Annotated in this window: 14 protein-coding genes, 1 pseudogene and 1 riboswitch; of the genes and pseudogenes, 10 read left to right on the top strand and 5 right to left on the bottom strand. The window is 72.4% G+C overall.

All coding sequences use genetic code 11. The features are described from left to right. Positions 1-9 precede the first annotated feature (9 nt). On the bottom strand, positions 10-4,971 hold the full coding sequence (locus WME98_RS06470) for a hypothetical protein (protein WP_437950503.1): 4,962 nt from the start codon (positions 4,969-4,971) through the stop codon (positions 10-12). 559 nt (positions 4,972-5,530) lie between these two features. Here WME98_RS06470 and WME98_RS06465 point away from each other — a divergent pair. Then, positions 5,531-7,558, top strand: a complete 2,028-nt coding sequence (locus WME98_RS06465; protein WP_437950502.1) for a serine/threonine-protein kinase — start codon at positions 5,531-5,533, stop codon at positions 7,556-7,558. A gap of 51 nt (positions 7,559-7,609) precedes the next feature. On the opposite strand, the gene WME98_RS06460 is transcribed toward WME98_RS06465, so the two are convergent. Further along, entirely contained in the window at positions 7,610-8,719 is a 1,110-nt protein-coding gene (locus WME98_RS06460; RefSeq protein ID WP_437950501.1) for a THUMP domain-containing class I SAM-dependent RNA methyltransferase, read from the bottom strand. A 379-nt stretch (positions 8,720-9,098) separates the two neighbouring features. Here WME98_RS06460 and WME98_RS06455 point away from each other — a divergent pair, with 379 nt between their 5' ends. The 9 genes and pseudogenes from WME98_RS06455 to WME98_RS06415 all read left to right on the top strand — a co-directional run bounded on the left by WME98_RS06455 (position 9,099) and on the right by WME98_RS06415 (position 18,287). After that, positions 9,099-9,440: an SPW repeat domain-containing protein gene (locus WME98_RS06455; RefSeq protein WP_437950500.1), complete on the top strand. Its 342-nt coding sequence runs from the start codon at positions 9,099-9,101 to the stop codon at positions 9,438-9,440. 164 nt (positions 9,441-9,604) lie between these two features. Beyond that, positions 9,605-10,342 carry a pyridoxine 5'-phosphate synthase gene (locus WME98_RS06450; RefSeq protein ID WP_020738843.1) on the top strand — a complete coding sequence of 246 codons (738 nt, stop codon included), beginning with the start codon at positions 9,605-9,607 and terminating at the stop codon, positions 10,340-10,342. Positions 10,343-10,400: 58 nt separating this feature from the next. Next, positions 10,401-10,478, top strand: a pseudogene (locus WME98_RS06445) (hypothetical protein); the annotation flags it as partial. Between the two features lie 1,106 nt (positions 10,479-11,584). After that, positions 11,585-12,595, top strand: a complete 1,011-nt coding sequence (locus tag WME98_RS06440) for a pectate lyase family protein (protein WP_437950499.1) — start codon at positions 11,585-11,587, stop codon at positions 12,593-12,595. A 117-nt stretch (positions 12,596-12,712) separates the two neighbouring features. Further along, positions 12,713-12,777: riboswitch (guanidine-III (ykkC-III) riboswitch) on the top strand. Between the two features lie 21 nt (positions 12,778-12,798). After that, the gene (gene sugE / locus WME98_RS06435; RefSeq protein ID WP_437950498.1) at positions 12,799-13,116 is read left to right on the top strand and encodes a quaternary ammonium compound efflux SMR transporter SugE; all 318 of its coding nucleotides are present in this window, start codon (positions 12,799-12,801) and stop codon (positions 13,114-13,116) included. 55 nt (positions 13,117-13,171) lie between these two features. Continuing rightward, positions 13,172-14,197 carry a dipeptidase gene (locus tag WME98_RS06430; protein ID WP_437950497.1) on the top strand — a complete coding sequence of 342 codons (1,026 nt, stop codon included), beginning with the start codon at positions 13,172-13,174 and terminating at the stop codon, positions 14,195-14,197. A gap of 78 nt (positions 14,198-14,275) precedes the next feature. After that, positions 14,276-15,040 carry a class I SAM-dependent methyltransferase gene (locus WME98_RS06425; RefSeq protein WP_437950496.1) on the top strand — a complete coding sequence of 255 codons (765 nt, stop codon included), beginning with the start codon at positions 14,276-14,278 and terminating at the stop codon, positions 15,038-15,040. A 146-nt stretch (positions 15,041-15,186) separates the two neighbouring features. Next, positions 15,187-16,413, top strand: coding sequence for an NAD(P)/FAD-dependent oxidoreductase (locus WME98_RS06420; RefSeq protein ID WP_437950495.1), 1,227 nt, complete (start codon positions 15,187-15,189; stop codon positions 16,411-16,413). A gap of 128 nt (positions 16,414-16,541) precedes the next feature. Next, the gene (locus WME98_RS06415) at positions 16,542-18,287 is read left to right on the top strand and encodes a serine/threonine-protein kinase (protein WP_437950494.1); all 1,746 of its coding nucleotides are present in this window, start codon (positions 16,542-16,544) and stop codon (positions 18,285-18,287) included. 107 nt (positions 18,288-18,394) lie between these two features. On the opposite strand, the gene WME98_RS06410 is transcribed toward WME98_RS06415, so the two are convergent. From WME98_RS06410 to WME98_RS06400, 3 genes are read right to left on the bottom strand one after another with little or no spacing between them, the layout of a single operon-like run. Then, positions 18,395-19,258: a hypothetical protein gene (locus tag WME98_RS06410; RefSeq protein WP_437950493.1), complete on the bottom strand. Its 864-nt coding sequence runs from the start codon at positions 19,256-19,258 to the stop codon at positions 18,395-18,397. Next, positions 19,255-20,145 carry a hypothetical protein gene (locus tag WME98_RS06405; protein ID WP_437950492.1) on the bottom strand — a complete coding sequence of 297 codons (891 nt, stop codon included), beginning with the start codon at positions 20,143-20,145 and terminating at the stop codon, positions 19,255-19,257. The genes WME98_RS06410 and WME98_RS06405 overlap by 4 nt, the downstream gene beginning before the upstream one ends. A gap of 8 nt (positions 20,146-20,153) precedes the next feature. Beyond that, positions 20,154-22,313 carry a TonB-dependent receptor gene (locus tag WME98_RS06400; RefSeq protein ID WP_437950491.1) on the bottom strand — a complete coding sequence of 720 codons (2,160 nt, stop codon included), beginning with the start codon at positions 22,311-22,313 and terminating at the stop codon, positions 20,154-20,156. Positions 22,314-22,413 lie beyond the last annotated feature (100 nt).

The raw sequence follows: 22,413 nt of genomic DNA, 5'->3' as shown, positions 1-22,413 counted from the left end.
AGGAGCGGATCAGTCGGGGTACACGCCCAGCTGATCAGGATCGGCGACGCCGAGCTGGACCATCATCTGGAGCATGTAGTCGGGCACCGACTTGTAGCTCTTCAGCTCGTACGCGTAGTGGTTCTTGTAGATGGTGAGCTGCGTGCAGTTCGGGTTGATGTTCTGGTCGCACGGCTTCACGGCCTCCAGCTGACCGCTGTTCGCGTTCAAGTCCTTGACCGCGGGATCCTGGACGATGATCGCGGCGCCGTCCGGGTGGTGCATGACCATCGCGCGGCCGTACTTGTTGAAGCCCGGGCCGTAGTCGGCGGCGTACGCGGGATCCCCGGACACGGCGACTTCATACGACGGATCGAGCTGGTACCCCTTCGACGTGAGGTCGTTGGCGTATTCGAGCACGCGCGCCGCGATGCCCTTCTGCACCCACTTGCCGCCGGAGTCCTTGCAGGTCGCCCTGTCCTTGCCGGTCCCGAAGAGGCATTCCATGCCGTACGTGCGGGCGTAGTAGATCTGCCCGGACGTCGGGTCCTGCCACTCGATGCGCTGCTCGATCCCGGGCTCGGCGTCGGTGCCGAGCCGGTAGATGCGCATCATGTCCGTCCAGTTCGTCTTGCCGTTCGCGGGGATGTACGCGAGCGTCCAGGCGATCAGGAACTTCTGCACCTCCCAGCCGACCTGCGGATCGACCGCGATGGTGCGGGTGACGGTCTCCGGGTTGAAGTCGCCGCCGATGTAGTTCGAGCAGAGGTTCCTCCCGTCGCTCGGGAAGCAGACCTTCGGCCCCTCGTTCGGCCACCAGCTGACCCAGCCCATCGGGCGCGCCGGGTACTGCGTCGCCATCGGGTCGGGATCCTTGCTGTCCGCGTCGACAACCGGGAAGCCGTTCTCGTTGGCCTCGAGGCGAGGCGCGAGGAGCGCGCGGTCGCCGGTGAGGGCGTTGGCGAGCAGGCGGCGGTAGCCCTCGGGCAGCACGTCGGCCATGCCGACCGCGCGGAAGCGGGCGTCGTAGAAGTCGCGGCGGGAGCTGCTCACGAACCGGTCCTCCGACTCGGAGAGCAGGATCGCCGCGTTGATCTTGTCGTAGTAGCTGCCCGCGTTGATCGTGAAGTCGGTGTCGAAGTCGCCGTTGACCTCCGAGTTCTTGTTCGCGAGCGGGTGACCGCCGAACCCGATGTCCTTCAGGTAGCCGGTCGAGCCGTTCGGGATCTGCACCAGCACGTCGGTGTTCGCCTGGCCGCCGAAGCCGCTGTGGTCCTCGCCCGCGCCGTAATCGTCGCTGTCGTCGTTCGACCGCAGGATGCCCCACTCGGACCACGGGTTGCCCGGATCGAACGCCTCGCTGTTGCGCAGGTAGTGCGGCCCCACCTCCGGGCGGGACAGCTGCCGGGCGAAGTGGTCGAAGGCCACCGTCGCGGCGATGACGTTCTCCTCCAGGTTGCCCTCGATGAGGAGCGGCCACAGCGAGTCGAACGACAGGCCCTGGTTCGTCGCGAGATCCTGGTAGATCGTCCCGAAGAACCCGATGCCGCCGGCGATGCCGAGGAGCTTCTCGTTGTAGCGGCTGTAGGACCGGTCCGCCGCGGCGCGGACGTTGAACGTCGTGCGGCCGCGCCGGAAGTTGTCGAAGATGTGCCTGTTCTCCTGGGAGGTGATCAGGAACATCAGCTGCTCGTACGGGTCGGCGCCGTTGTCGTGGCGGAAGACCGAGACGTTGCCGGTGTCGGCCCAGTTGTCGCTCGCGAACGCGTACGGCACGCGGACCCGGCCCCGATCGTCGACCGCCGGGCCGCCGCGGAAGGAGATCAGGTTGGTCTCCTTGTCCTGCGGCTTGCGCAGGTTCCGCCAACTCACGTAGTCGACCGGCTGCTGGCGGCAGCGCTTCGTCTCGTTGCCGACCGTGACGATGCCGCCGTCGATGACCTGGTGCCACTTGCCGTCGAGCGCCTCGTTCCAGCTCGCGGGCGCCTTCGTCTCCACTTCGTAGCAGTCGCGGATGACGTTGTACTGCTTCTGGAGCTGGGAGTAGTGGAAGTCCGTGACGCTCCCGCTGCCCTTCGCGTACGTGCCGTACTTGATGCCGGCGAGCCCGCCGAAGGTGTCGGTCGCGGCGAGCAGCGCGCCGCCGACCCTGCCGCCGGCCAGGTATTTGCTGTCGCCGTTGTCGTAGACGCTCACCGTGTCGCCGTAGAAGAAGCGCGCGGCGGCGAAGTCGTAGACGCCGAGGCCGACCAGGTCCTGCGAGACGTCGCCCGGGTAGTCCATGACCGTGGAGTGCTGGAACATCCAGATCATGTTCTTCTGCTCTTCGTCCGTGATCGCGTCGTAGTAGCGGGGGCCGACGCACTCCTCCGGGTTCTCCCCCGGCGCGCCGGTGCACGGGTCGTCGATCGTGCCGTTCTTCGTCCTGAGCTGCCAGTACTGGGGCCGGAAGAAGAGCGAGGCGTAGGTGCTCACGAAGTTGTGCCGGAGGCCGATGGAGTGCCCCATCTCGTGCGCGATGACTGCGTACTGGTAGCGGCGCTGGATGTACTTGAACATCCGCTCGTAGCGCCCCCGCCGCTCCGCGGACGTCTCGTTGTCGCCCGGGGGGAACTTCTCGCGCAGCGCCTCCGCGAGGCCCGTCATCGCCGAGGCCTCGGGTGCCTCGTGCAGGATGCAGGCGCCGCGCTCGGCGAGCGCGCTGTCGTGCATGCGGCGGAGCTGCGACTGCACCTGCGGGTTGTTCATCGCGAACGGCGACGCCGCGTCGGCGAACGGCCCCTCGACCGGCACGCCGGCGGGGATGCCGGCGCGCTGGAGCATCGCCGGGTTCATGAGCTCCGCCTCGGCGAGGCTGCCCCGGGCGGCCTTCATGCGCGCGCTCACGACCGCCTGCTGCGGGGAGGGGACGTCGCTCCGCACCGCGATGTCGGCGACCTTGGCCTTCATCGGCTCGATCACCGCCCGGAGCTGCGGGGAGATGCCCTGCGCGACGAGGTTCTTGTACGCCTCGGCGTCGAGCTTCGTGACGCTCGCGAGCCGCGAGGTGACCTCGTCCTTCGTCATCGTGGGCCCGGTCCCGCCGCCCGAGGCGCGGCTCGCCTGCGCCCAGTCGCGGATGTACTTGCCCTCGGTGACCTCGGAGGTCGAGATCTCGCCGTTGATGTAGCGGACGAGGTCGACAAGCCCCTGCGCCGCCAGCTCGGTCTGGTGGTTCCAGATGTTGATGCTGGCGGCCACCTTCTCGCCCGTGATCGGGTCGTCGCCGTCGACCATGATGCCCCACGGCGACGGGGTCTGCGGCTTGTCGACGATGAGGACGCTGTTGTAGCGGAGGTCGCCGAGGCGCGGGGAGAGCCCCTCTTCGCCGCAGGCCGGGTGATCGCCGGCGATGACGGGGTTGTGGCAGAGCACGATCACCGGCGGCTGCGTCACGACGTTGCCGATCGCGAGCGTCGCCTGGTCGTTGCCGCGCCGCTGCGAGAGCTCCGTCACGGCGTCCCAGGCCGCCTGGTCGCACTGCGGCGCGTCCCAGCCGTTCGCGCGGCGGCACGCGTTGAGGTCGCGCGAGATCGCGACGGCCTCGTCGATGTCGTCCTGCTGGCCCTTCCACATCGGGAACCGCCCGTCGCAGTTCTCGCCGCCGGTCTTCCTGCACTCGACGAGGCGCGAGGTCTGGATCGAGGTCTTCATCGCGAGATCCCACTCCTCGGCGGCCCAGTTGGTCGCCTCGAAGAGGTCCTCCGACGTGTTGCCGCCGATGTACCAGGGGATGACGACCGCCTCGCGCTCCGCGTAGGGCAGCGTGCACTTCTGCTTGAACACGTCGCACTGCGAGCCCGCGCCGGCCGCGGCGCACTCGTCGGCGGTGCCGTCGTTGTCCTCGTCGCGGTTCGGATCGGCGTTCAGGTCGCCCGACACGAGGGCCGTCTCCCGCGTCGCGCAGGCGATCGCCCCCTCCATCGTCTCCGGGTCCGCGTAGAAGTGGCTGCGCTTCCAGAGGTTGTAGCGGGCCGCGAAGCGCCGCCACTGGTTGTCCAGGATCCCGTAGTTGGGCTCGTAGCCGTAGCGGTAATCGAAGTTGAAGATGCCGAACGCCTGGAACCTCACGCCGTCGAAGTCGACCGGCTCGTAGTCGGTGTCGACCACCTTCTTGAACGACTGCCGGATCGTGATCTCGATGGGGTTGCAGTTGCCGTACGGGTCGGTGCCGCCGGCGAAGTCGCCCGGGAGCATGCAGGCCGGGAACTTGTCGATGCCCCAGCCGAGGCTCGAGAGGTCGAGCAGGGCGGGCGTGGCGAACGCCTTCGTCGTGACGTCGAAGTAGCCGTTCGCGGCGTCGAACTTCGGGGCGTCGGCGGCGTTGGGGTCGTTGACGGTATAGGCGAGCGGCTCGTACTCGACGCCTCCGTAGAGGCCGAGCTGCGAGAGGGTGTCGAAGTTGTAGGCGTCGGTCGCGAGGTTGCGCGACCAGTCCACGCGCATGTACTCGCGCTCGTACCAGAGCCTGTCCGTCGTGTTCTCGACGATGACGTTCGACTCCTCGCCCGTCGCCGGGTTGTAGTCGCGGCGGATGTCGAAGTGCGACTCGATGGCGTAGCTCGCGACGATCTGGCCGTCGTTCGTCGTCTTCTTGGTGAGCCCGTTATAGGCGTTGCCCTTGGTGTCGGTGCCCTCGATCCGCTCGTAAGCGAGCCGAGCATTGAGCTGGTGCTCGGTGACCTCCCACTTGATGCGGGAGACGGGCTGAGCGTAGGTCGACGTGAAGAGCCCGTCTTGGGCAGAGCCGTACCCGACGTCGATGACCGTACCCCGCATGTAGAACTCGGGGTCGTCGGCGATGTCGGCCAAGCTCCCTCCGACGAAGAAGGACTTGGCGAGCGCATCGCTCTGGACCTTTCTGATGGACTGACGCTCCTCGGCGCAGCCCGCCCCCACGACGGTCAGCGCGACGGTGCCGAGGAGCACCGCGCGCCTAAAAATTCGATTCATCAACGATCCTCCGGAAGCTGCCTGTCGAGATCGATGCACAAGCCGGCCCTTCGCGACGCACCCGGCGCGGCGCGAGGCATTTCCCCCCAGGCAAGAACGCTGCCAACCATCGAAGGCGAGCTCTTTCGATAAGTTAAGCACTTGTCGCACATTTGCACCGGGGGTGGCGTTAAAGAGTTAACTGCCGCCGGTCGGGCCTCGGGCCGGCGCCGTCTCCGGGGTGACGGTGGCCGCGAGCGCGGGTCGGGAACGGTGGTCGGGAACGGCGCTCCGGAGCGCGGGTCGGGAACGGTGGTCGGGACGGCCGATCGCGCGCTGGCCGGCGGCTGCCTCCGCTGGCGGGCTGCCGCCGGGGTCGACAAGTCGTCCCCTGACACGTTCTTTGGTATGGTCGCCGCGTGCACTCCCCCTCGCATCGAGCGCGCGGGTCGCGCAGGCGCGCGGACAGCCCTGTTGGCGGTGCGCTGCTGCGCGGGCGGCGCGGCGGCCCGCGAGCGGGCGAGCGCGGCGGCCGGGGGGTGGCGAGCGAGCGCGAGGGGCGCGGGCGGGTGCCGGGCGCATGAGGCATGAGGCTCTCCTCGGCCGCAAGGTGGCCGGGCGGTTCACGATCACCCGCTTCCTCGGCGAGGGCGGGATGGCCAGCGTCTTCGTCGCCGAGCGCGACGCCGAGCCCCGCCGGGTGGCGATCAAGATCATGAACCCGGAGTTCACCGCGGACCGCGCGTTCGTCCGGCGCTTCCAGCGCGAGGCGAAGGCGGCGGCGCGGGTGAAGCACCCGAACTCCGTCAAGATCTTCGAGTACGGGGTCGAGGGCGCGCTCAGCTACATCGTGATGGAGCTGCTCTCCGGGGACGACCTCTACGTCCTCCTCGAGCGCCACGGCGCCATCGGCCAGGCGAGGGCGGTCCGCATCCTCTCGGAGGTGTGCGAGGCGCTCGCCGTCGCCCACGAGATGGGCGTCGTGCACCGCGACCTCAAGCCCGAGAACATCATGGTGGTCCCGGACCCGACGCACCCTCACGGCGAGCGCGTCAAGGTGCTGGATTTCGGGATCGCCAAGATCCTCGACACCGCCTCGTCGGGCGATGAGCCCGAGATCCAGGCCGATCCGCTCTCCGTCGTGACGCGCGCGGGCACGTTCGTCGGCACGCCGGCGTACATGTCTCCGGAGCAGTGCGGGCTGCTGCCGGTCGATCAGCGGGCGGATCTGTACACGTGCGGGGTGCTGCTGTTCCAGCTCGTCACGGGGCGGCTCCCGTTCGAGGGGGAGACGCCGCTCCACACGGCGACGCTCCACATCCACGCGCCGGCGCCGGCGCCGCGCAGCGCTGCGCCGGGGATCGACCCCCGGCTCGAGGCCCTGATCGTGAAGGCGCTCGCCAAGCAGCCGGCGGACAGGCACCAGACGGCGCGCGAGCTCGGGTACGCGCTGCACACCTTGCTCGCCGATCTGCCCGACACGGCCGTGGGGCTGGGGCCGATCTCGCGCCGCCAGCCGAGCTCGCTGTTCTCGCGGGACCTGCCGCGGGGGCCGCTGTCGTCGCTCCCGCCGCTCACGTCGCTGCCGAGCTCGACGTCGGCGCCGGTCTCCGGCCCGCCGCCGCGGCTGGAGGTGTCGATCGAGTCGGCCAGGACGCTCGTCTCGGGCACGGCCGGGCCCGAGGCGGGGCCGCCGCCGCCGGCGAGGCTCCACACGCCGGCGCTGGAGCTCCCGCCCACGCTCGATCCGCCGGGGGTGTACCCGTCGCTCGGGGCCGAGCCGCAGCGCTGGGCCGGGGAGTCGGTGCCGGAGATCTCGCTGCAGCTCCCGTCCTGGTCCCACAGCGAGAGCGAGGCGCTGCTCTCGGGGAACGGCCTCGCCGCGCCGAGCTCGCCCGACGAAGCGGGCGAGGACAGCACGCTGACGATGGTCCGCCGCGACGAGCTGCTCGGTCCGCCGAAGGTCCGCGTGCACGCGGCGTCGTCCTATGACGAGGGCGACGAGCTCGACCTCACGCCTCCGGGGCGCGAGGTGAAGGCGACGCTCCGTTCGGCCGAGGACTTCGGGCTGGGCACGCCGGAGAAGCGGGCCGAGGTCGGCCTCGTGCGCGTCGACTCCGCGCCGACGCCGCCGGTGCCGCCGACGCCGCAGAGCCCGCAGTTCGATCCGGGCGCGGCGGCGTGGGATCGGCGGCCGAAGCGCGTCGCTAACACGCTCCGGCTGGTCTCGTCGCCGCCGCCGGCCGACAGCCAGCTGCCCACGTTCCAGCCTGGCGAGCTGCAGGCGGTGATCCCGCCGGCGCCCGCGGCGTCGAGCGCGGCGGGCGCCGGGAGCGCCGGCGTCGTGGTGCGGGCGGCCGTCGCCGTGGCGGGGGGCGCCGCGCCGGCGGCCTCGGCGGAGGCGCTGCCGCTCGAGCTCGCCTCGACGCTCGCCGCGGATCGCGCGTCCCTGGAGCGCAGCGCGACCGTGCCGGATTTCGCGGCGCCGCCCGCGCCGTCGCGCGAGCCGAGCTGGCTCGCCGGCAAGCGCGGGCTCATCATCGGCTTCGTCGCGGGCATGATCCTCACGGCGGCGGCCATGGCGCTGCTGATGCGCCTGCTCTCCTGAGGCGCTCGCCCGGACGCGCGCCGCGCGGGGCAGCGCGGCGGGAGCGGCGCTTCAGGGGATGTCGTACGTGAGCAGCCGGCACTCGATCGGGCCGTTGAACACGGTGAGCGACCGCTCCGGCCGGCGGCGCATCGCGCGCTCGATGTCCTCGGTGCCGGCGAGGAGGGCGACGCGGTGGCCCGCGAGCCGCGAGAGCGCGGCCGCCATGTCGCGGTAGAGGGCGAGCGTGCCCGGGAGGCGCTCGCCGTACGGCGGGTTGGTCAGCACGTGGCCCGGCGGCGCCGTCGGCGCGACCGCGGCGATGGGCTGGCAGCGCACCTCGATCTGCACGCCGGCCATGCGGGCGTTGCCGCGGGTGATCTCGGCGGCGCGGGGATCGATGTCGGCGGCGAGGATCGGCGGGCCCTCGGGCCGGATCCGGGCGCGGGCGGCGTCGCGGAGCGCGGTCGTGCGCTGCGCGGCGGCGTGATCGTGGCAGGCCCACCGCTCGAAGCCGAAGCGCTGCGCGCGCAGGCCGGGGGCGATGTCCCGCGCCCAGAGCGCCGCCTCGAGGGCGATGGTGCCGGCGCCGCACATCGGGTCGACGAGCGGGCGGGCGCGGTCCCAGCCGGAGAGGCGGAGCAGCGCGGCGGCGAGGGTCTCCTTGAGCGGGGCCCCGCCGATGTGCGTGCGGTAGCCGCGGCGGTGGAGCGCGGCGCCGCCGAGGTCCGCGTAGAGCGTCGCGCGGTCGCGGACGAGGTGGACGAAGAGGGCGAGGTCCGGGTCGTCGAGGTCGACCGACGGGCGCGCGCCGACGCGGCGGCGGATCTGGTCGACGATGGCGTCCTTGGTCCGCTGGGCGATGAACTGGGTGTGGGTCAGCGCGCTCGACCGGCAGGAGGCGCGGACGGCGAGCGTGTGGACCGGGCTCAGGTACGGGGCCCAGTCGACGCGGGAGACGCCCTCGTAGAGCGCGTCGCCGCTGGGCGCATCGAAGGACGCGAGCTCCGCGAGCACGCGCACGGCGGTGCGGAGCTCGATGCAGGCGCGGAAGCCCTCGTCCGCCGCGCCGGAGAAGTGGACCCCGCCGCGATCGGCGCGGACGCCGCGGAATCGGAGCTCGCGGAGCTCGTCGCGGAGCGCGGGCTCGGTGCCTTTGGCGGCGGTCGCGAAGAAGTCCATGGCGACCGGGCTTGTAGCCGAACCGCCGGCTCCTGGCCCTCACGAACGGCGGCCGCGGCGGCCTTCGCGAGCGGCCGCCGCGGCGCCGCGGACGCCGCGCCGCCGCGCCGCCGCGCCGCCGGGCGAGCCGCGCCGGTCGCGGGGCCGCGCGGCCCGCGGCGGTGGCACCGGATTCGCACGGAGCTCGACGAGCTCGTTGATGTGTGGACCGGGCGCAGGCACGCGCCGGCGCTCGGCAGAAGGGGGGGTGAGCGGACTCGGCCTTCCCGGGGCCGCTCCGGGGCGTGGCGCCCGCGCGCGTCCTGGCGCGAGCGGGCGGGGAGCGAGAGCGCTGCGCGGCGGAGGGCGCCGGCGCGGCGGCAGGAGAGGAGGGGGAGCCATGCAGCGTCGGACGGCGGCCGTGCGCGGCGTCAACGTCGCGCTCGGGATCTGGTTGTTCATCTCGGCGTTCCTCTGGCGGCACAGCCAGGGGCAGTTCACTAACGCCTGGGTGGCGGGCGCGCTGTGCGTGCTCTTCGCCTTGATCGCGATCTGGGCGCCCCGGGCGCGCTACCTCAACGCGCTCCTGGCGATCTGGCTCTTCGTCAGCGCCTGGTCGATACCGGCGCTGTCGGCGTGGACGGTGTGGAACAGCGCGCTCGTCGCCATCGGCATCCTCATCGTGTCGCTCGTCCCGGCCGAGGTGGAGGTGCGGGGGGCGCCGACCGTGCCGCGGCTCTAGGGGCTGTCGGTCGGCGGGGCGCGCGAGGGCGGGGCGCCGCGCCCGATCCGGCGCCGCCCCGCTGGCAGGGCGCGTTTCCACGGCCGGCTCGCGGCGTGTTCGCCTCGCAGCGTCGATCGTGTATAGCGGCGTCGCGAGCGGCGCGCCCGCGAGAGGATGCCCCCATGAAGCTCAGCGTCAACGTGAACAAGATCGCGCTCCTGCGGAACTCGCGGGGCCACGACGCCCCGAACGTCCTCTCCTTCGCGCAGCGGATCGTGTCCTACGGGGCGCACGGCATCACGATCCACCCGCGGGCCGATCGGCGGCACATCACGCCGGACGACGCGCGGGCGGTGACTCGGCACATCACCACCGTCGAGACGAACTTCGAGGGTGATCTCCGCGAGGAGTTCCTGGACCTCACGCTCGAGCTCAGGCCGACGCAGTGCACGCTGGTCCCGGTCACGCCGGGGGAGCTCACGTCGCACCGCGGCTGGGACGTCGTGAAGTGGCGCTTCGTCCTGCAGCCGGTGGTGAAGCGGCTCAAGGAGGAGGGGATCCGGACGAGCCTCTTCGTCGAGGCGGACCCCGCGGTCGTGCCGGTGGTCGCGGAGATGGGGGCCGATCGCATCGAGATTTACACCGGGCCTTACGCGGAGGCGTTCGATCGCGGCGATCACCGCGCGGAGCTCGACAAGATCGTCGCGACCGTGAGGGCCGCCGCGGCGGCCGGGGTCGGGATCAACGCGGGGCACGACCTCACCGTGGAGAACCTCGCGCCGCTCGTGAGCGAGGCGCCGCAGATCCAGGAGGTGTCGATCGGGCACCACCTCGTGGTGCGCGCGCTCGAGGTCGGCATGAAGCAGTCGGTGCTCGACTACCTCGCGGCGGTCGAGGGGCGCGCCGCGCAGGCGCGGTAAGCGGGGCCTGGCGAACGGGCTGGCGCGGCGCGGGATACATCGTCCTCCGTCTCGCGTCCCCGTCGTCCGTCGTCCGTCGTCCGTCTTCCGTCTCCCGTCGTCCGTCTTCCGTCTCCCGTCTCCCGTCTCCCGTCTTCGTGCGCGTCATTCGTGCGCGTGCGCGTGCGCGATTCCCCGGAATCAGCGCGCACGCGCACGTGCACGGAAGAGCGAAGACGGGAGACGGAAGACGGACGACGGGGACGAGAGACGTAGAGCGAGAGACGTAGAGCGAGAGACGTAGAGCGAGAGACGTAGAGCGAAAGACGTAGAGCGAAAGACGTAGAGCGAGAGACGTAGAGCGAAAGACGTAGAGCGAGAGACGTAGAGCGAAAGACGTAGAGCGAAAGACGTGGCGAGAGCCGCTCTATATCTCGTCTCGGTGTCTCGTCTCGACGGTTCGAATTTTTATTGGTTTAGAGCCGCTATGAATTGATGCGCCACGCCGGCATGTCGCTCTCTGAAGAGTTGGTGTGCCGCCGCATCTCGCAGCGTGCTTTCGCGAGAGATGCGTAGTCGACAAGATTGGCAATCTCCGCTCAGGCGTTCGAGCCCCCGCGTGTCCCATGTCGTCGCGGGTGGGAGCGCGCCGGTCTTCCATGAGCCCGCTCGTGCGCTTCTCGTGCAGGATAACCAAGCTCGCTTCGTGTGGCGATACGAAATTGCCAAATCGATTCCCATGTGCCCTGTCGCACAGATTGGAAATTGTCGATTGTCATTCATGAAGTCGGTCCTGTAGGGTCATCACACTACGGCTTGCGGTTAAGACGTACGAAAGGGGAGCGAGACGTCATGACATATCTTCCTACTTGTTCTTCCATTGGAGCACAGGGGCTTCTCCGCCTCGGCTGCGCGATCGCAGCGGCCTCTGCGCTCACCGCGATGTCGGCTCCGGCGAGCGCGCTCCCGGCGTTCCCCGGCGCAGAGGGCTTTGGCGCCGTCGCGACCGGCGGGCGCGGCGGGCGCGTCATCAAGGTCACCAACCTGCGATCGAGCGGGGCGGGGAGCCTGCAGGCGGCGCTCGACGCGAGCGGGCCGCGCATCATCGTCTTCGACGTGAGCGGCGTGATCGAAGGGGATGTCGTCGTCCGGAATGGAGACGTGACGATCGCCGGCCAGACCGCGCCGGGCGCGGGCATCACCGTGCGCGGGCGCCTGCTCTCCAGGTACTCCAACGCGGTCAACAATGTCATTGTAAGATTCTTGCGAGTCCGCCCCGTGCACAACGGCTCGGCCGGAGAGCAGTTCGATGGGGCGCAGTTCTCCCTGAACTCGAAGCTGATCCTCGATCACGTCTCGATCGCCTGGGGCGTCGACGAGACCCTGGATCTCTATGAGGCGGACGACGTCACGGTCCAGTGGTCCACCATCGAGTCGTCGGCGACCACGGGGCATCCAGAGGGGGTGCATAATTACGGCCTCATCAACGGCCCTGACGGCCATCGGATCACGTTGCATCACAACCTGTTCGCCCATCACAAGGCGAGGTGCCCCGCGGTCGCGAACGGCCCCGCGGATATCCGCAACAACGTGGCCTACAACGTCAGACACGGGTTCGTGCACCACAACCGGGCGAGCGGCCAGTTCAACATCGTGGGCAACGCGTACATCAAGGGGCCGAGCGATCAGCTGATCCCCTTCTATTTCGACGGCAGCGCCGGCGCGGGGCTCAAGTACTTCCTCGCCGACAACTTCATCGACGATCCCGGCAAGTTCACGGGGGTGGTCGACAACCCCTGGCAGAAGCCGTACCTCCACCCGAGCTTCAGCCGGCTCAACAAGCCCGAGTCGTACCGCGCCTCGTCGCAGTTCAACTTCGCGCGCGACGTCCCGGGCTACATCCCCGTGACGACGCACCGCGCGGAGGACGCCTATCGGCTCGTCCTCGCGCAGGCCGGCGCGCTGCCGCACGACGTCGTGACGAAGGGCGTCCTCCGGAACATCGAGCGCCGCGACGGCGCGTGGGGCGCTCGCTACGTGAACAACCTGATGGAAGGGCTCACCCCAGGGACGGCGCCCGCCGACGCCGACCGCGACGGGATGGCGGACGCGTGGGAGCGCGCGCACGGCCTCAGCTCCTCCAACGCAAACGATCACAGCCGGGTGATGCCGTCCGGATACACCGCGATCGAGGAGTACATCAACGAGCTCGCCGCCGCGCTGATCAGCACGGCGGAGGCCAGCGTGGCGTTCCAGGGCGAGGAGGCGGACTAGCGGGCTCGGCCACGGCGCGCCGCGGCGCTCACCGCTCGCGCACCGAGCCGCCAAAGCCGCGCCGCACCGCGTCGGCCGCACCCCTTTGCACCGCCCGTCGCGCCTGCTAGGTTCCCCCCCGGCGCCCACGGGAGCGTCCCGGACGAGACGCGCCGTACCCGGTCAGGATAAGACGACGCAGCCACATTACGAGGAGATTCGTCATGTCCTGGCTGTTGTTGTTCCTGGCAGGTCTGCTCGAAGTCTGCTGGGCCGTCGGACTCAAGTACACACAGGGCTTCACGCGGCCCCTGCCCACGGCGCTCACCATCTCCGCGATCATCGCGAGCCTCGTCCTTCTCGAGGGCGCCTCGCGCACCCTGCCCATCGGCACGGCCTACGCCGTCTGGGTCGGCGTCGGCGCGTTCGGGGCGGCGATCGCCGGCATCGTCCTCTTCGGCGAGCCCGCCACGCCCGCGAGGCTCGGGTTCCTCGCGCTCCTCGTCGTGGCCATCCTCGGCCTCAAGCTGTCGAGCTCCTGAGCCGCCGCCGCGCGGCGCGCACGACCGAGCGCCCCGCCTCGACTAACCTCTCCCCATGCACGGAACCCCCGAAGCCCGCGCCCTGCACGCGCAGTTCCCCGCCATCGACCTCCACGCCGACAGCCTCATGTGGTCGCGCTGGGTCGGCTACGATCTGCACGAGCGCCACGAGCCGATGCTGCCGCTCGCGGCCCTGGGCGGGCACGTCGACGTCCCGCGGCTCGTCGAGGGCGGCGTCGGCGCGCAGTTCTTCGGCCTGGTCTCGCTGCCCATCGGGCAGCGGCGCGGGCTCGCCGCCGTCGTCGACGAGCAGATCGACCTCCTGGAGCAGGCCGCCCTCGCGCAGCCGGATCGCCTGGTCAAGGCGCGCACCGCCGAGGACATCGAGGCGGCGAGGGCCCGCGGCGCCGTCGCGGCGCTGCTCGGGATCGAGGGCGCGCACGCGCTCGAGGGCGAGCTCGACACGCTCGAGCGCTTCGCGCGGCGCGGCGTGCGCTACCTCGGGCTCTGCCACTTCAGCGCCAACGACGTGTGTTATCCCGCCTACGGCCGAGGTCGCAGGGACGGTGAAGGCCTCACCCCCTTCGGCCGCGACGTCGTGCGCCGCGCCGAGGATCTCGGCGTCATCGTCGACCTCGCGCACATCAACCGCGCTGGCTTCCTCGAGGTGTGCGCGCTCGCGCGCCGGCCTCCCATCGTCAGCCACACCGGCGTCGCCGGCGCCTTCGACCACTGGCGCAACATCGATGACGACCAGCTCCGCGCCCTCGCCGACCGCGGCGGGTGCGCCGGGGTCATCTTTTGCCCGCTCTACCTCGGCGGCAACGGGCTCGCTCCCGTCGTCAAGCACCTCCTGCACATCATCAATGTTGCCGGCGAGGACACCCCCGCGCTCGGATCCGATTGGGACGGCTTCATCGTTCCCACACGCGAGCTCCGCGACGCCGCGCACCTTCCGCTCTTGACGGATGCTCTGCTCCAAGCTGGGTTGAGCGAGCGTGTCATCGGCAAGTTGCTGCGCGGCAACGCAATGCGCATCTTGCGCGACAATCCGCTTCCAACGCAGCGCTCGGTTGCGTAGCCTCTCGACAGGGCCGTCGGGGTGGGTGGTCCCTCCGGCGCTGGTCGAACTCATCCTTACGCGGAGCGGACGCAGGCCATGACTCTCCATCGCCTCGCTGCACAGGGCTACGCGACTGCAGCGGATGCTTACGAGAAAGGGCGCCCGGACTATCCGCGCGGCGCGATCGAGCTCCTGCTCGACACGCTGCGCATCGACGCCGGAAGCACGGTGCTCGATCTCGGCGCGGGGACCGGCAAGCTCACGCGCCTGCTCGTGCCGACGGGCGCCCGGCTCCTCGCGCTCGAGCCGGTCGAGGGGATGCGCCGCAAGCTGGGGCAGATGGTCCCGTCCGCGGTCCTGCTGGACGGCGTGGCCGAGGCCATCCCCCTGCCCGAGGCGTCGGTCGACGCCGCGGTCGCCGCGCAGTCGTTCCACTGGTTCCACGGCGACCTCGCGCTCGCCGAGCTCCACCGGGTGCTCCGGCCGCGGGGGCGCCTCTCGCTGCTCTTCAACCTGCGGGACGAGCGGATCGACTGGGTCGCTCGCATCTCCCGCATCCTCAACCGCTACGGCCGCGATGCCCCGGTCCACCGGATCGGCGCGTGGCGCCGGCCGTTCTCCGACACCCGCCTCTTCGCGCCGATCGGAGAGCACGAGTTCACCCACTCGCAGGAGCTCGATCTCGACGGGCTCCTCGAGCGCGTCGCCTCGATCAGCTACATCGCCGCGCTCCCCCTGAAGGAGCGGTACTCGGTCCTGAACGAGGTGCGCGATCTGGCCGGGAGCCACCCGGAGCTCGCGGGCAAGAGCGCGTACCTCTTCCCGTACCGCACGCAGGTGGCCTCCTACGAGCGGCGCTGAGCCCCCGCGCGCACGCGCGCCTCCGCCAGCCGAGCTCGCCTGTTCGCGAGCGTCCTGCCCGCCAGTCCCGCGGCCTGCCCGCGAGCGCCCCGCCCGCCGAGCATCCCGCGCCCGCGGCGCGAGGCGCCGTGCTAGAGCGGCGCCCCATGTCGGCGCATGAAGTCGTGATCGTCGGCGGCGGGCCCGCGGGCCTGAGCACGGCGCTCTTCCTCGCCCACCATCGCCCGGCCCTCACCGACAGGATCGTGGTGCTCGAAAAGGAGCGCTACCCGCGGGACAAGTGCTGCGCGGGCGGGCTCGGCCAGCGCGCCGACAGGGCGCTCGCGGCGATCGGGGTGACGATCGACGTGCCCTCGGTCGTGGTGCACGGCGTCAGCGCGGCCTTCCAGACGGGCGAGATCGCGCTCCGCGAGGGGAACATCGGCCGCGTCGTCCGGCGCGTCGAGTTCGATCGCGCGCTCGCGCTCGCCGCGCGCGCCCGCGGCGTCCGGATCGTCGAGGGGGCGCGGGTCACCGCCGCCTCGCTGGGGCCGGGCGGCGCGCGGGTCGAGAGCTCGGCCGGGGACTTCGACGGCCGCGTCGTCGTCGGCGCGGACGGCGTCGGCAGCGTCGTCCGCCGCGCGATGGGGCTGCCGTTCGGCCGGCTGCGCGCGCAGGCCGTCGAGGTCGACACCGAGCCCGTCGCGGGGGACCGGGCGCGCGACCTCCTGCACTTCGAGATGCGGGATCGCTCGTTCGCCGGCTACCTGTGGGACTTCCCCACGATCGTGGGCGGGCGCGAGCTCGTCTGCCGGGGGGCGTACGTGCTGCACGAGGGCGCCCTCGGCGCGGCGCGCCCCGCCCCCGACGCCGAGCGCGTCCTCCGGAGCCGGCTCGCGGCGCTCGGCCTCGACCCGGACCGCTACCGGCGGAAGCGCTTCGCCGAGCGCGGCCTCGACCCGAGGGCCGCGGTCGCGCGGCCCGCGGCCCTGCTCGTCGGCGAGGCCGCGGGCATCGATCCGATGCTGGGCGAGGGCATCGCGCAGGCGATCGCCTACGGCGCCCTCGCGGGCGCGTACCTCGCCGAGAAGCTCGAGGCCGGCGACCTCGGGTTCGGCGACTGGGGCCGGCGGGTCGAGCGATCGCTGCTCGGCCTGGACCTCCGGTTCCGGCGCCGGGCGATGCGCGCCTTCTACGGCGCGCCGCGGGAGCGCGTCGAGCGCTACCTCCTCCGCGAGCCGTCGTTCCTGCGCTTCGGCATGCGCCACTTCGCCGGCAGCCCCCAGCCGGCGCCCGACGCGCTCCGCGCCGCGGCGACGGGCGCGCTCGTCGCCGGCCGGATCGGGCTCGATCGCCTGGTCGCGTCGCTCCCGCCGCGCGACGCCGCTCTGTAACGCATGTACCAGAGACGGGCGAAAACCGCTCTAGCGAGGCGCGCGGCGCGCGCATGTGCGCTGCAACACGGAGCCGCGCCGTGAGCGCCGACACCCCCCAAGGCACCCGCATGCTAGCATCGCGGGCCATGATCGCGCCGCTTCAGCCGGCGGTCGGGATGCTCTTCGGGGAGTTCCGGATCGTTCGGCCTCTCAGCGCCGGGGGCATGGGCGCCGTGTACGTCGCCGAGCAGGCGAGCACCGGCAAGCTGCGCGCCCTCAAGCTCATGCACCCGCAGCTCTGCGCGGACACCCGGCTGCGCGAGCGCTTCGAGCAGGAGGCGCGCGTGGGCGCGCTGGTCGAGAGCGACCACATCGTGCAGGTGATCGGCGCCGGCGTGGACGCGGCGAGCGGCGTGCCGTGGCTGGCGATGGAGCTGCTCGAAGGGGAGGACCTCGCGCAGCGCATGAAGCGCAGCGGGCTGCTCGCGCCCAAGGACGTGCACGAGATCTTCCGGCAGCTCTGCCACGCGCTCGGCGCCGCCCACCGGGCGGGCGTGGTCCATCGCGACATGAAGCCGCAGAACGTCTTCCTCGCGAAGTCGAACAGCGCGACGGCGCCGTGGTCGGTCAAGGTCCTCGACTTCGGCATCGCGAAGATCGCCGCGGAGGCGAGCACGATGGCGACCGCGTCGCTCGGCACGCCCCTCTGGATGGCGCCCGAGCAGTCCGACGCGCGCGGGCAGATCACGCCGGCGACCGACGTGTGGGCGCTCGGGCTCATCGCCTTCGCGGCGCTCACCGGCCGCATGTACTGGCGCGCCGCGAACGACCCGATGGGCACCGCGATGCCTGTGCTGCTCCGCGAGATCCTCTTCGAGCCGATCGACCCGGCGTCGACGCGCGCGACGGCGCTCGGGCGCGCCGGCTGCGTCGTGCACCCGTTCGACGCCTGGTTCGCGCGCTGCCTCGCGCGCGAGCCGTCGCAGCGCTTCCAGACGGCGCAGGAGGCGTTCGACGCGCTCGGGCCGGCGCTCTTCGTCGATCCGCGCAGCGTGCGCCCCCCCGGCGCCGCGATCTCGGTGACGCCGCCCGGCATCGCCGCGGCGATCACCCCCGCCGGGACGGCCTCGCACCTGTCGATGACCGGGCCGACCGAGATGGCCACGGACGCGCGCGCGGGCGGCCGCGGGGGCGCGTCGACCGCCCCGCCGCCGGCGGATCGGCCGCGGCCGGGCGCGTCCTTTCCGCCGGCCAGCGCGCCGGCCCTGGCGAGCAGCGCGCCGGCGCCGGCGCCCTCGAGGCCAGCCATGTGGAAGCCGATGCTGCTCCTCGCCCTCGGCCTGCTCGGCGGCGCCGCGGCGGCGCTCGCGGTCTCCACGGGCCGCGCGCGGCGCGAGGTCCCGGTGGCGCAGCGGCTGCCCGAGCCGGCGCGCCCCACGGTGATCAGCGCCGGCCGCGGCGACGAGGCGCGCCCGCCGGCGTCGGCGGACGGCGCGGACGCAGAGCAGCCGCCGCCAGGCCCGCGCCACGGGCCGGTGCCGGTGCTCCTGCCGAGGGTCCCGCGCCCCTCGCGCGAAGGCGGCGCGACCGCGGCGGCGACCGCGGCGCAGCCGGGCGCGGCGAGGCCGTTCGATCACGCCGCGGCCCACGCCGCGCTGCAGCGCAAGGGGTCGACCGCGCCGATCCACTGCAGGGGCAAGGAGGGGCCGAAGGCGGTGACCGCGCGGGTGTACTTCAACCCCGCGGGCGCCGTGCAGCGCATCAGCATCGATCCGCGGGTCGCGATGACCCCGGCCGGGACCTGCGTGCAGATGGTCCTCAGCTCCGCGCGGGTGCCGGCGTTCGACGGGAACGAGCTCCAGGAGGTCTCGACGACGGTCGCGCTCGAGTAGTGGTCAATTGGAACATGAAGGCGGGAAGAAAACCTTAATGATCTTCCCGCCTTCCCACCTTCATGTGGACTCTCTCTGGGCAACGTTGACCACTACCCGCGGCCCGATCACGGGTCGACGGAGACGCACTCGCCCTCGCCGCGGAAGTGCCCGAGCGTGCGCGAGAGCGCCGCGACGAAGGCGCCGAGATCGTCGATGTCTCCGGCGCTGCCCGTCCCGTAGGGGCCCTCCTCGATCGCGACGAGGCGCACCGCGGCGAGCTCCTCCAGGGTGACGGCGCCGTCGGCGTCGGCGTCCGCGGCGGCGATCGGCGCGAAGCGGCGCGCCGCGGCCGCGGACTGGAGGTCGTCGTAGAAGAAGTGGTCGCCGTGGATCGTGAGCTCCACGGTGTCGGTGCCGCCGTTCGTGACGAGGACGCCCTCGGTCTCCTTGCCGGCCTTGTCGCCCTTGCAATCGGCGTAGCGCGTCGCGAGCGAGAAGGTCCAGTCGAGGCGCTTCTCCTCGCCGCCGTCGCCCTTCCGCGCGGTCGCCTCGATGTGCACCGACGCGCCCGCGGCCAGCATGAGCGCCTTGTCGTCCTCCGTCGCCCCGTCGAGCGCGGTGTCCGCGTCCGCCGGGCCGATCTCGTAGGAGACGCGCTCCCAGGGCCTGGCCTCGAGGCCCTCGAACGTCACGACCGGCTTCACGCCGGGCTTCGTGTGGTCGAACAGGATCGAGCCCTCCATCCGCGCCCCGACGTTCCCCTCGCGATCGGCGACGGTCACGTTCCGGAGGACGAAGAGGAACTTCTCGTACCGGATGCTCCAGCCGTCCTCGAGATCGGCGGCCGGGATCTCCTGCTCGATGTACTCCTCGCCCCACGTCGAGAACGCCACGCTCCCGGCCCCCGACGCGCCGTCGTCGCCGCAGCCGGCGAGCGCCGCCGCGGCGAGCGACAGCGCCGCCGCGCACAAGCTTCCCGTGGTCCTCATCGCTCCTCCTCCTTCTGTTCCTGCGGCGCGCCGGGCGCGAACGAGAGCGCGTAGGCGGTCCCCTTCTTGAGGCCCCGCACGAAGCCGCGCTGGGCCTGGCTCTCCGGCTCGAGATCGGCCGGCGCGCCGCCCTCGCCCTCGGCCACGGCCTCGAAGTCGACCTGATCGAGCCAGACCGACGGCTTGACCACGAGCGTCACGACGCCGGGCCTGTCGAGGTAGACCTCCTCGAAGACGCACCCCTCGACCGCCGGCTCGCCGGTCACGTCGCTCGCGACGTCGGCGGCCAGGGCGCGCGCGCGGAACACGCGGGCGGCGTCGCCCTTCTCGGCGCGGCCCTCGAGGGCGACGACGTGCCCGTCGAGCTCCGCGGCGAAGGGGCCCGCGGGCGGCGCGCCGAACGTGAAGCGCGCGGATCGCACGACGCCGCTCACCGCGTCCGCGTCCGCGAGCGCGGTCGTCCCGTCCAGCAGGTCGACCGAGGTGGGCTGCGCCATCTGGCCCCGCGCCTCGCCGGCCTGGTAGTGGCCCGGGTGGGCGTGCGCCTCCGGGACGGCCCATCGGGCGAGCCGGTCGAGCAGCGAGGGCGCGCCGCCGCGGCCCGGGGCCGCGCGCCGCGCCGTGAACGGGGCGCCCTCGAAGTAGTAGAGCGGCCCGATCGACAGGTGCGCCTTCGACAGCGTGACGGTCCAGCCGAGCGCGTTCGTGAACGGCGCGACCGACGCCGCGTCGGCGGCGACCTCGGTCGCGAGCGTGAGGCGCTTGCCCGCGGTCGCGCCGTCGCCCCCGGCGCCGCACCCTGCGGCGAGCGCCGCGGCGAGGAGCCCCGCCGCGGCGAGCGCGGCGCGCCGGCGGGGCGCTGGTTTCTGTGCTGTGGTGGAGCTCATCGAGGACCTCATCCGAGATAAAGGGACAGCGAGACGAGGAAGCTGCGGGGGGCGCCGACGGTCACGTGCCGCGCGGGCAAGAGGTCGGGCGCCGTGCCCCGGGCGAAGCTCGACGGGTAGACGAACTCGCCGTCGAACCAGGCCGCGTCGAGGAGGTTGTAGACGTCGAGCCCGAGCTCGACGCGGTGGTAGCGGACGTGCGCCGTCACGTCGGTGAGGAGCGCGTCGCGCCCGAGCTCCCCGTACGGCAGGGGGCGGCCGTGGAGCAGCGTGACGCCGGCGCCGGCGCGGGCCTCGAGGCGCCGGCCGAAGAGCGCGCCGAGGCGCGGCGTCGCGGCGAGATCGGCGCGCGCGACGACCTGCGGCACGAACGGGAGGAGATCGCCCGCCGCGTAGCGCCCGCCGGGAGCGGTGAAGGCGGCCCGGGTGTACGTCATGCCGACGCTCGACACGAGCCACGGCGCGGGGCGCGCCACCGCGTCGAAGGCCACCCCGGTGCGGGCCGTGGCGGGGACGGGCTCGTTGCGGCCGGTCGCCTCGTCGAAGACGAGATCGTCGGTGAGGCGCGTGTGGAACAGCGCGACCGACGCGCGCACGAGCTCGTCCGCGTAGCGGAGCCCGGCCTCGGCCGAGAGCGCGCGCGTGAACGGGGTCCGCTCGCCGTCGCCGAGGCTGCGCGCCTGGGGCGAGCGGAACCCCTGGCCCACGCTGGCGAGGGCGCGCAGCCCGGGGAGCAGCGCCACGTCGACCGTGCCCTTGCCGCCCACGTGGATGCCCTGCGCGCTGCGCGCCTGCGCGCCCTCGCCGGCGTGGTCGACGACCTGGTACGCGAGCCCGTCGGCGCGCACCCCGCCGCGCACCGTGACCCGCCGCGCGGGCCGGATCGACGCGTCGAGGTAGCCGGCGAGGTCGGTCGCGCGGACCTTCGCGTCGACGAGCGTCGCGGTCGGCCGGCCGTCGACCGCGGCGAGGCGCCGCTGCGACTGCTCGATCCAGTCGGTGCGCGCGACGACGCCCGCCTCGAGCGCGTCGCGATCCGAGAGCAGCGGGAACCTGAGCCGGTACGAGGCGGTCGCGCCCGCGGTGATCGCCTCGTTGAGCTGCTGGGTGGCGTCGCCGGAGGTCGGGTCCTCGAGGTAGCCGGTGTAGTTCGAGCGCAGGCGGAGCGAGCGCAGCACGACGAACGGCGCGAGCGAGAGGCCCTCGCCGCGGGCGGCGTCGGCGCCCGCGCCGCGCAGGTCCACGACGAGCTGCGCGCGCGACGAGTCGCCGCCCTGATCCGGGTCGTACGAGGCGAAGCGGTCGACCTTGCCCGCCTCGAGGTCGTCGAGGCGCAGGACGCCGGCGGAGGCGAAGCGCGAGGCGAACGCCGAGGCCATCACGCGCGCGCGGACGCCCGCGACGGGCTCGTAGACGGCCTGCGCGACGGCCGAGGTCCGGCTGGCGGCGCGGGCGGGGCCGAAGCCGTCGGTCGCGTACGCCTCGAACGCGGCGAACGTGGTCTCGTCGGCGCCCTCGGGGTGGTAGGCGAGGAAGAGCCGGCGGGCGCCGAACGAGCCGGCAGAGGCGGTCGCGGTGATCCCCGGCTCGTCGTAGCCGAGCTCGAGGCGCACGCTGCCGGCGACGGCGAAGTCGCCCTGGCGCGGGTCGTACGACCCGGGTTGCGCGCGGAGCTCGCGGATCACCTCGGGCATGACGAAGTGGAGATCGGCGTAGCCCTGCCCGTGGACGTTGGACACCTCGTTGACCGGCGCGCCCGCGACCCAGATCTCGAGGTCCTGCCCGTGGACCGCGTCGAAGCCGCGGAAGAAGATCTGGTGCGCCTTGCCCTCGCCGCCGTGCTGGGCGGCGAACACGCCCGGCACGAGCTGCAGCACGTCGCTCGCGGTGCGGTGGGGCGCCGCCCTCACCTCGGCCCGCTCCCGCACCGCCTCCGAGGCGCTGCGCGGCGGCGCCGCGCCCTGCACCACGACCGAGACCGGCGCGGCGCCGACGGCCGCGCCCGGGCCAGCGCCGCCGTCCGGCGCCGCGGCCGAGGTCTCCGCCGCCGGCGAGGCCTCGGCGGCTGCCACGGGCGGCGGGGGGGCCGCGCCGTCGCCGGCGCGCGCCGGCGCGGCGGCCGTGGTGATAAGAAGCGGCGCGAGCGCCGTGCGCAGGGAGAGGGTCACAACGGGACCGTCCGTAGCACGATTTGTAGAGATCGTGCTACGGCATGGATGCGCCCGCTCGTCTGGAACGGCGTCGGCGTGCCTGCTCGGGCTCGGGCGA

The organism is Sorangium sp. So ce296 (genome assembly GCF_051529605.1).
GTDB lineage: Bacteria > Myxococcota_A > Polyangia > Polyangiales > Polyangiaceae > Sorangium > Sorangium cellulosum_D.
Note: the sequence above shows the minus strand (reverse complement) of the source record. Positions and strands in the feature narration are given on the sequence as shown.